This is a genomic window from Streptomyces swartbergensis, from assembly GCF_002148965.1.
GTDB lineage: Bacteria > Actinomycetota > Actinomycetes > Streptomycetales > Streptomycetaceae > Streptomyces > Streptomyces swartbergensis.
Genome location: NZ_NGFN01000337.1, coordinates 1 through 9,292, shown reverse-complemented (window position 1 = coordinate 9,292; position 9,292 = coordinate 1). Strand labels below are relative to the sequence as shown.

9 protein-coding genes are annotated in these 9,292 nt (G+C 72.8%); 2 read left to right on the top strand and 7 right to left on the bottom strand.

Annotation, left to right across the window (positions count from 1 at the left end; genetic code table 11):
- The 5 genes from CA983_RS35385 to CA983_RS35365 form a co-directional block, all read right to left on the bottom strand.
- The coding region (locus tag CA983_RS35385) for a DedA family protein (protein ID WP_086604842.1) at positions 1–517 on the bottom strand (517 nt) is incomplete at its 3' end.
- A gap of 255 nt (positions 518–772) precedes the next feature.
- Positions 773–1,225, bottom strand: a complete 453-nt coding sequence (locus CA983_RS35380) for a DoxX family protein (RefSeq protein ID WP_086604841.1) — start codon at positions 1,223–1,225, stop codon at positions 773–775.
- 80 nt (positions 1,226–1,305) lie between these two features.
- Positions 1,306–3,189, bottom strand: coding sequence for an FAD/NAD(P)-binding protein (locus tag CA983_RS35375; protein WP_086604840.1), 1,884 nt, complete (start codon positions 3,187–3,189; stop codon positions 1,306–1,308).
- Positions 3,190–3,476: 287 nt separating this feature from the next.
- Positions 3,477–5,114, bottom strand: a complete 1,638-nt coding sequence (locus tag CA983_RS35370; protein WP_086604839.1) for an alkaline phosphatase D family protein — start codon at positions 5,112–5,114, stop codon at positions 3,477–3,479.
- Positions 5,115–5,193: 79 nt separating this feature from the next.
- Positions 5,194–5,838: an HNH endonuclease family protein gene (locus CA983_RS35365; protein WP_086604838.1), complete on the bottom strand. Its 645-nt coding sequence runs from the start codon at positions 5,836–5,838 to the stop codon at positions 5,194–5,196.
- 409 nt (positions 5,839–6,247) lie between these two features.
- Between CA983_RS35365 and CA983_RS35360 the strand changes: the two genes are divergently transcribed.
- Together CA983_RS35360 and CA983_RS35355 are read left to right on the top strand one after the other, a co-directional pair.
- Complete coding sequence (locus CA983_RS35360; RefSeq protein WP_086604837.1) at positions 6,248–6,829, top strand: TMEM165/GDT1 family protein; 582 nt, start codon at positions 6,248–6,250, stop codon at positions 6,827–6,829.
- Between the two features lie 234 nt (positions 6,830–7,063).
- Positions 7,064–7,723 (top strand): HAD family hydrolase, encoded by a 660-nt coding sequence (locus CA983_RS35355; RefSeq protein ID WP_086604836.1) that lies wholly within the window; start codon positions 7,064–7,066, stop codon positions 7,721–7,723.
- Between the two features lie 31 nt (positions 7,724–7,754).
- Here CA983_RS35355 and cpt read toward each other — a convergent pair whose 3' ends face one another.
- Together cpt and CA983_RS35345 are read right to left on the bottom strand one after the other, a co-directional pair.
- Complete coding sequence (gene cpt, locus CA983_RS35350; protein WP_086604835.1) at positions 7,755–8,285, bottom strand: chloramphenicol phosphotransferase CPT; 531 nt, start codon at positions 8,283–8,285, stop codon at positions 7,755–7,757.
- Positions 8,286–8,312: 27 nt separating this feature from the next.
- On the bottom strand, positions 8,313–9,292 hold a 980-nt coding region (locus tag CA983_RS35345; protein WP_107500317.1), incomplete at its 5' end, for a peptidoglycan-binding domain-containing protein.

Below are 9,292 nucleotides of genomic sequence, written 5' to 3'. Positions count from 1 at the left end.
TCCCCAGCCAGCTCGCGCCCAGCCAGTGGGCGCCGAAGTAGCCGAGGGCGACGCTGTAGATGGCCCAGGTGAGGCCCGCCAGGGCCGACCAGGGGAGGAAGTCGCGGGCGCGGTGGTGTGCGGCGCCCGCGCCGAGGGAGACGACCGAGCGGCCGGCGGGCGCGAAGCGGGCCAGGACGACGAGGGCGCCGCCGCCCCGCGCGAGGGCCGTGCCGAGACGTTCCTGCGCGGTGGTCAGGCGCCGGGAGCGGGAGATCGCCCGGTCCAGACGGTCGCCGCCGCGCCAGGCGAGGCGGTAGGCGGCCAGGTCGCCCAGGACGGAGGCGGCGGCCGCGCAGAGGATCAGCGTCAGGACGTCGGGCACGTCGGCCGCCGAACCCGCGGCCGCCGCCGTCGCCGCCGTGATCACCAGGACGCCGCTGGGCAGCACCGGCAGGAACACGTCGAGCAGGACGGAAAGGGCCACCGCCGCGTAGATCCATGGGCTGCCGAACAGCGACCCCATATGCTCCAGCACCGCAACTCCCCGTGGTCCCCCGTGGGCCAGACCGTGCCGCGGTGGCGCGGCGGAGCGGCAGGAGTGGCCGATGACAGCCATACAGCGTACGCCTGGGGTGTGACGGGCGGTTCACGGGGGGCTCGTACGTTCGGTACGGGGTGTTCACCTCGTCCCGAGTCGTCACCCGGCTGCCGTGTCCCGGCGTTTACGGCAGAACGGCGCCTCCCCGTGTGCAAGGGGAGGCGCCGCTCTGCCCGGCGCGGTCCGGGCGGCTCAGGCCGCCACCGGTGTCTGGTCCGTGGACTGTCGTCCCTGCGCCGACGTGCGCTTGGCCAGCAGCCGGTCGACGCCGAACGCGCCGGAACCCGTGAAGATCAGCAGGAACATGGACCAGCAGTACATGGCCGCGCCCTCGCCGCTGTTCTCGATCGGCCACAGGCCCTGCGGCTGGTGGACCTTGAAGTACGCGTACGCCATCGCGCCGGAGGAGATGAACGCCGCGGCGCGGGTGCCCAGGCCCAGCAGCACCAGGGTGCCGCCGACGAGTTCGATGACGGCCGCGTACCAGTTCGGCCAGGCGCCGGTCGCCGCGGTGCCGCCCTTGCCGTCCACTCCTCCGAGGACTCCGAACAGCGCGACGGCGCCGTGGCAGGCGAACAGCAGGCCGATGACGATCCGGAACAGTCCGAGAGCGTACGGCTGCGCGCCATTGAGGCGTGCGGTCATGTGGGGGTCTCCTTCGGTCGGCCGGCCAGGGGAGGGCCGGTCGGGGGACAGAACCGATGAGTAACCCACGTTAGGTGCGCCTAATTGATGCTTGCAAGTTCAACATTTGGCCACCGGTTTACGTCCGGTTGGGGCGCAGTTTCAGTCACAACCGCACGTAGAGCCGCTCTGGCCACCGCGTCCGCGTCCGAAAGCATGACCGAATCCACACCCGGGCGCGCCCCCGCAGCCGTCACCCAGTGCACGCCCTCCGTGGGGACCCCGAAGGCGAACCGCCTGGAGTGCGGGGCTCCTTGACGGTCTATCAGATGGTAAGGGCGCGGTGTCACATCCAACCCCCCTGTCTCATAACCGTCGACGGTGTGCGGACGGCACTGCCCGGTCCGCAACAGACCCGCGAGGAGGCCGTCGGCTGTTTTTCGCAGGTCGGTTTCCGGCAGACGGGCCTCTATGAGCGTTCTCACGCGGACGACCGAACCCGGCACGTCGGGGGAGTGCGCAGCCCAGGCCCCGTCCGCCTCCGTCACCTTCAGGCGCGGCCCGAGCACGTGCACCACCCCCGCCTCCACCAGGGCCACCAGCTCCTCGATGCGGCGCCGGGGCGGGCCGATGGACAGGAAGGCGTTGAGCGGGGTGTACCAGCGGTCCAGGTGGTCCCGGCGGGAGCCGCCGGGGAGGCCGCCGTGGTCGACGATCAGCCGGAGCTCGTTGCGCAGGTCGCGCAACACGTCCAGGGCCGCCTTCAGCGGGCCGCGCACATTGCCCAGGGCGGCCTGCGCGGCGTCCTCGCGCAGGTACGACAGCAGCCAGTCACGCCACTCGCCGGGGTGCACGAAGTCCCGTCCGGCATACGGCCGGGAGATCCGCTCCCAGGACCAGCGGTCGGCGTCCGCCACGCCGAACTCGCCCAGCAGCGCCGCCTCTTCCGGATCGCCGTGCGGTACGCACAGGAAGCGATCGGTGAACTCCTGGCACTGTCGCGCGGAGGCTCCTGCCCGCCCGAGCAGTGCGGTGCAGTACACCGTCTCCACCTCCTTGGCGACCAACGGCCATATCTCGGCCAGGAAGTCGGGCGCCTCCCCCGAGTCGGCGCGCTTGCGGAAGCCCGCGATCACATCCGGTGTGAGGACCAGCGGGTCGTGCCGGCCGAACGCCCCCTTCGCGTTGTCGCCGCGGGCCTGGTACGGGATGCCGCGCCGCGAACCGGCGTACAGCCGCGGTTCGCGGCCGGAGGGGAGATAGCGCAGGCCATGGGCGTCCCGTACGAAACGGCCGCCGCGGCCGGTCGTCAACAGGGCGGTGTGGTCGAAGAAGTTGAGGCCGAGGCCGCGCAGCAGGACGGGTTCGCCGGGCGGTACGGAGGACAGGTCGACGTCGGCCGGGTTGGCGGGCGGGACGTGGCGCAGGCCGTGGCGTGCGGCGTGGGCCGCCAGGCGCCGCCGGCCCGGGTCGGCGGTCGTGGGCAGGTGCCCCTGGGCCAGGACCACGGCGGACAGGCCGGTCAGGGTGCGGCCGTCGGAGAGGGTGAGGGCCTGGTGGCCGCCCGGGGTGTCGTCGAGGCCCACCGCCCGCGCCCGGTGCGTCTCGATGCGGACGGTCGCCGGTGCCTCCCGTACGACCTGGGCGAACACCCACTCCAGATAACGGCCGTAGTCCGCCCGGGTCGGGTACTCGTCCGGGCCGAGCGTGCCGCGCGCCCACTCGTGAAGGCTCGGGCCCGGCCGGATCGGGCCCGAGCAGTCCACGCTGTCGTCGGTGAACAGGGTCACCTGGCAGGCCACGGTGTTCATCAGCAGCTCGGGCGACTGGTCGGTACGCCAGACGCGGCCCGGGCCCGGCGGATCCGGGTCGATCACGTGGACCGTCAGCCGGGCTCCGGGCGGGAGGAGTTCCGTGGCGGAGGCGCAGAGGCGTTCCAGGACGCTGGTACCGCGCGGACCGGCGCCGACCAGGGCGACGGACAACGGTGCGGGTTCCTCGGCCGGTACGGATCCCTCCGGCCATTCCCGCGGTAGGGATCCCTCCGGCGGGGTCTCCTCCGGTACGGATTCCTCGGTCGACGCAGACAAGGGTGGGGCTCCCGGGCGTGTGGGGCGCGTTGGGCGGTCCGCCGGTGGGGAAGCGGACGGTCCGCCTCATCATGCCGTCGCCGGGGGCCGGAACCGAGGTCCATGGCCAAGGATTGACGCTCGCTGTGGGATGCCTCACGAGCATCACGGTCACAGCGGAGAGAAAGGGTGGTAATGGTCCGTTACGGGGCAAGCTCGGAGTCCAGGAGCGTCGTCAGGCGTGGGCCCTTTCCCTCCCGTGCCCGTGCCTGCTCCAGGCGCAGCCGTGCCGAACGGCCGCGCAGGGTCAGTGTCATGAGCTGGTTGCCGAACCAGGGGCCGCCCGTCTTGCGCCAGCCGATCGGCGGCCGGGGGAGGCGTCCGTGCCGGGCGAGGCAGCGGCCGAACGCGCGCGCCACCGCGTTCCAGCCGACGCGGAAGCCCATCCGGATCGACAGGGGGACGGAGTTGTGGACGGGCGAGCAGACGAGCTGCACCACCCGGGCGTCGGGGCCCGGTCCGGGCCACGAGGGCTCGGCGATGTAGGCGTGGTGCACGTCCCCGGACAGCACGCACACCGTCGCCGGGGCGTCCCGCCCCGAGCCGGCCTCGGCGATCAGCTCCGCCAGCCCGGCGAAGGACTCGGGGAACGCCGACCAGTGCTCCAGGTCGGCGGCCCGCCGCACCTTCTCAACGAGTCGCGCCCAGCGCTCGCCGCGCTCGCCCCGGCACAGTGCCGCGTTCCAGCCCTCGGCGTCGTGCACCAGATGCGGCAGCAGCCAGGGCAGCGAGGTGCCCAGGAGGAGGTGGTCGTACGACCCGGGGCCGTCCAGCACCTGCTCGCGCAGCCAGGCGTCCTCGCCCGGGTCGAGCATCGCGCGGCTGCCCTCGTCGAGGACGCGGGCGGCCCGGCTGTCGACCATCAGCAGGCGTACGCGCCCGAAGTCGCGCCGGTAGCTCCAGCGGGCCGTGGCCGGGTGGGCGTCGGCCCGGGCGGCGAAGGTGCGCAGCACGTCGGTGCCGTCGGGGACCTGGCGGACGCCCTCGTACACCGGGTCGGCCGCCAGTTCCTCCAGTGAGAGGTTCCCTAGGTGCTGGTGGACCCAGTACGACATCAGGCCGCTCAGCAGCCGCTCCTGCCACCAGCCGGTGGCCCGCATGTCGGCGAGCCAGGCGGCGGAGGTGTTCCAGTCGTCGATGACGTCGTGGTCGTCGAAGATCATGAAACTGGGCACGGTGGACAGCAGCCAGCGGATGCGGGGGTCGAGCCACGACTCGTAGTAGAGGTGCGTGTATTCCTCGTAGTCCGCGACCCCGTTGCCCGGCGGGTCGTTCAGGTCGCGGCGGGCCGCCAGCCAGCGCTGCGTCGTCTCGGAGGTCTCGTCGGCGTACACCTGGTCGCCGAGCAGCAGCAGGACGTCGGGCCGCTCGCCCTCCGGGTCGGCCACGAGGCGGGTGGCCAGCGCGTCCAGGGCGTCCGGGCCCACCGGGTCGTGCCCGCCGGCCGGCGGGGCGGCCCAGCGGCAGGAGCCGAAGGCGACGCGCAGGCCGCCCTCGCCGTCCGGCGCGTGGATCGCCGAGGGCGGGAAGGGGGAGTCGGGCAGCGGCCACACGGGGGTGTCGTCGAGGAGGACCTCGTACGTCGTGGACGTCCCGGCCGTGAGGCCGGTCACCGGGACCAGCGCGTAGTGGTGGCCCGCGATCTGGAAGGTCGGGGCCGTGCCGCCGGCGCCGTCGGCGCAGCGCACCGCGGCCGTGCACGGACGGCTCGTCTCGACCCATACGGTCGCGGACGAGCCGTCGGTGTACCTCAGCAGCGGTCCGAGCCGCAGTCCGGCCATCGTGGCCCCCTCTCCGTCGCCCCGTACGGTACGGAACGACGGAGGTCAGCGGGGAGGTTCCGGCACGGATTCGCGCGTGTCAGCAGTTCGCGAGGTGGTTCTGGAGCGCGGACTTCTCGGCGGGGTCGACCGAGAGGTCGTAGTAGTACTTCACCTGGACCCAGGCGCGGACGTAGGTGCAGCGGTACGTCGTCCGGGAGGGCATCCAGGTGGCCGGGTCCTGGTCGCCCTTGGCCTGGTTGACGTTGTCGGTGACCGCGATGAGCTGCGGGCGGGTCAGGTCGTTGGCGAAGGACTGGCGGCGGGAGGTCGTCCAGGAGTCGGCGCCGGAGTCCCAGGCCTCGGCCAGGGGGACCAGGTGGTCGATGTCGACGTCGGAGGCGGCGGACCAGGTGGCGCCGTCGTAGGGGGAGTACCAGCTGCCGCTGGTGGCGGCGCAGGAGGAGTCCTGGACGACGTTCGTGCCGTCGCGCTTGAGGACGACCTCGCGGGTGTTGCAGGAGCCGGACTGGGTGATCCAGTGCGGGAAGAGGTCGCGGTTGTAGCCGGTGCGGTCCTCGGTGGCCACGGTGAGCGAGGCGAGGTAGGTGCGGGCGGTGGCCCCGCTGACGGGGGTGGGCAGGGCGGCGGRGGCGGCCGGGCCGTTGAGAAGGCCGGCCGAGGCTATGAGACCGGTGAGGCCCGCGAGTATGCTGAGCCGTCGACGCGCGTAGAACTTCGGCATGCGAACTCCCTTGAGGGGTGGGGGCGTTGGGCTGCGAGCGAGGGAATGCTCGTCGCACCGTGTTGCGGGGAGGTGTGCGCCCGGTGAGAAGTTAGTGACGCGTTCATGACATGACAAGGTTCAAGGCGGAACTTTTCGCTCCAGGGGTGTCGCGTACCATGGACGGCGCAGAAGGGGAGTAGCTCTTCGCCGGACCGTCGACATACTGCTCAGCCCGCCTGAGCCGGCGCCCGGAGGCAGGTCCTACTGGTACGTCCAGGGGCCCCGCCAGCGAGACCTTCGGCAAGCAGTGCACGCCCGTGCCCCACGGCACGGGTGCCGAGTGTGCTGCCGTGCCGAGGTGTCGCGTCGAAAATTTTCGACAGGCTCAGCACTCTCGGTGGGGCAGCCCCGACCGATTGAGGAACCCTTGATCAGCCTGACCGTGACGGCCGTCGTCTTCGGCGTCGTCTTCCTCGCCGAACTGCCGGACAAGACCGCCCTGGCCGGCCTCGTCCTCGGCACCCGCTATCGCGCCTCCTACGTCTTCGCCGGTGTCGCCGCCGCGTTCGCGCTGCACGTCGCGCTCGCGGTCGCGGCGGGCAGTGTGCTCACGCTGCTGCCGCAACAGATCGTGCAGGCGCTGACGGGCGTGCTCTTCCTGGGCGGGGCCGCGGTCCTGCTGCTGAAGAAGGGCGAGGACGAGGAAGAGGTCCGCAAGCCGGAGAACCAGTCCTTCTGGAAGGTCTCGGGCGCCGGCTTCATGCTCATCCTGGTCGCCGAGTTCGGCGATCTCACGCAGATCATGACCGCGAACCTGGCCGCCCGCTACGACGACCCGCTCTCCGTCGGCCTGGGCGCGGTGCTCGCGCTGTGGGCGGTGGCCGGGATCGGCATCGTCGGCGGAAAGGCGCTGATGAAGAAGGTGCCGCTGCGGCTGATCACGCAGATCGCGGCGCTGGTGATGCTGGCTCTCGGCGTGTGGAGCCTGTGGGAGGCCGTGACCGGGTGAGCCGGGGCGACCGGGGTCGGGGTGACCGGGTGGGCCGGGGTGACCGGGTGGGCCGGGGCGAGCTGAACGGTGGGTGAACGTCTGCGGGGGGCCCTGGCGCGATCCGGGGATGTTTTGTACCGTGGAGAAACAAAGTGGCCCTCGCCCGTTTTCCCTGACCGGCGGGCGGGGCCGCCTTGTTCCTCCGGGGGCTGCCGTGTGCCCTCGTCCGCGCCCTGAGCCTTGGAGCTGCCGATGACGGCCACCGCCGTGCTCACCGCCCGCGCCCTCCTGCTGGACATGGACGGCACCCTCGTCAACTCCGACGCCTCGGTCGAACGCGTCTGGCGGCGCTGGTCCGAGCGGCACGGGCTCGACGGGGACGAGGTCATGAAGGTCGTCCACGGGCGGCAGGGATACGCGTCGATGGCGCTGCTGCTGCCCGGCCGACCGATGGAGCAGAACTACGCGGACAACGCCCGGATGCTCGCCGAGGAGACGGCCGACACCGAGGGTGTCGTCCCGATCCCCGGGGCGCCGGGGTTCCTCGCCTCGCTGCGGGGGCTGCCGCACGCGCTCGTGACCTCCGCCGACGTTCCGCTCTCGACGGCGCGGATGGCCGCGGCCGGGCTGGACCTGCCCGAGGTGCGGGTGACCGCGGAGTCCGTCGGGGCGAGCAAGCCCGACCCCGAGGGCTTCCTGAAGGGCGCCGCCGAGCTGGGTGTGGCGCCCGCGGACTGTGTGGTGTTCGAGGACTCCGGGGCCGGGATAGCGGCCGGGCGCTCCGCCGGGATGACGGTGGTCGGGGTCGGGCCCCGGGCCGCGTTCCACGCGCCGGACGTGGTGGTGGACGACCTCACGCAGGTGCGCGTGGAGGCCGTGGGGGACGGGACGATCCGCCTGTACGTCGGGTGACGGACACTACGGTCACGAAGGTCCGGGGCGGTCAGGCGTGGGCGGCGATGGTGCGCGCACACTCCAGGGCTTCGGTGTGCGTGGTGTCCACCTCCAGGTCGTAGCTCACGCCCTCGTGCACCAGGTGTGCCTGTGACGCGGCCATGCCCCGGATCCGGTCGCCCCGGGCGATCTCACGCCCCGCGGCGACCGAGCTGTCGCATCTGACGCCGACCCACAGCACGTCGAGTCCGTCCAGGGCCTTCTGCCAGCGCTGCCGGGAGTGCGGTCCGCCGAGGAAGACGTCGTCGACGATGATCCTGGCACCGGCGCGGGCCATCGCGGCGATGCCCTCGGTCCAGGCCGCGTCCAGTGCGCGGAACTCCGCGCCCACGCTCACCCCGCCGTCCGGGGCGAAGGTGATTCCTCCGTCCGAGCCCTGCAGCTTCGCGGGCAGCGCCTCGACGAACGAGTCGACGCCGAAGGCCAGCCACGGGTCCGGCAGCACCTCTTGCAGGCACCGTACGATCCCGGACTTGCCGGAGCTCGAACCGCCGTTGAGAACGATCACCTGAGTGGTCACGGCGTCACAGTAGGGTGCTCGGGCCCGTCACGGCTCCTTGGTTTCCGACTCCAGCTTCGCCCGCGTCTCCCGGTCGTAGACGCCGAGGTCTTCGGTCTGGATGCCGCGTGACCACTGGTACGTGCGGACGGCCTCCTCCAGACGGCTGTCGTAGTCGCCGTCGGTGTCCTCGTCGTAGAGGTACAACTGGCGCAGCCGGAGCTGGAGTTCGGTGACCTCCGGGCCGCGGTCGCCCTGGCGCAGGACGGCGGGGCCGCTGTTCTGGCGGGACCTGTCCGGGGGCGCGTTCTCCGGGCTGGCCGGGGCGGACGTCCGGGATGCCGACGGGGTGGCCGACCGCGACGGGCTCGGCGAGGCGCTCGGCGTGGACGGCGACGGGGAGGCCGACGGGCTCCGGGTGGCCGACGGCGGCGGTACGGCGGGGGCCGGCGGCGCGGCCTGTGCGCTCTCCGCCGGTGGCGTGGACGCCGCGCTGCTCGACGGGGCGTCCGGCACGCTCGCCCGGAGGTCGTCCGGCAGCGCGCTGTTCCGGGACGGTGCCTCGTAGGTGAACAGCCCGCTCGCGTACCCGGCCGCGGCCACCACGGCGACACAGGCCGCGGCGGCCGTGGCGAGCAGCGCGGTACGCCTCCGGCGCCGGGGCCTCCGGTCTGTCTCGTCCAGTTCCGGCACGCCCCGGCCCGGTCCCCCCGCGCCATCGAAAAGGCGCAGGTCGGTGACGCTGGGTTCGGTCGCGGCGGGGCTCAGGGGCGTCGGGAGGACGGAGGTGTCCGGGGAGACGGCCGGCAGCACGGAAGTGGCCGGGGAGACCGGCAGCACGGTGGTCGCGTCGGGGTCGACCGGGGTGACCGGGCGCAGGGGCATGGTGGCGTCGGCGGGGGAGGGCGGCGGCGCGGCACCTTCGGCGCGCGAGGTTAGCCCGGGGGGCGTCATGGGCCGCCGCGGGGCGTCGTCGGTCGCCCGCGTGGGAGTCCGTCGCGGGGTGCCTTCGGGTGTCGGCGCGGGGC

Excerpts from the sequence above, each read along its gene's own strand:
- CA983_RS35380 (WP_086604841.1), bottom strand. The coding sequence starts at position 1,225 with ATGACCGCACGCCTCAATGGCGCGCAGCCGTACGCTCTCGGACTGTTC.
- CA983_RS35355 (WP_086604836.1), top strand. The coding sequence starts at position 7,064 with ATGACGGCCACCGCCGTGCTCACCGCCCGCGCCCTCCTGCTGGACATG.
- CA983_RS35370 (WP_086604839.1), bottom strand. The coding sequence starts at position 5,114 with ATGGCCGGACTGCGGCTCGGACCGCTGCTGAGGTACACCGACGGCTCG.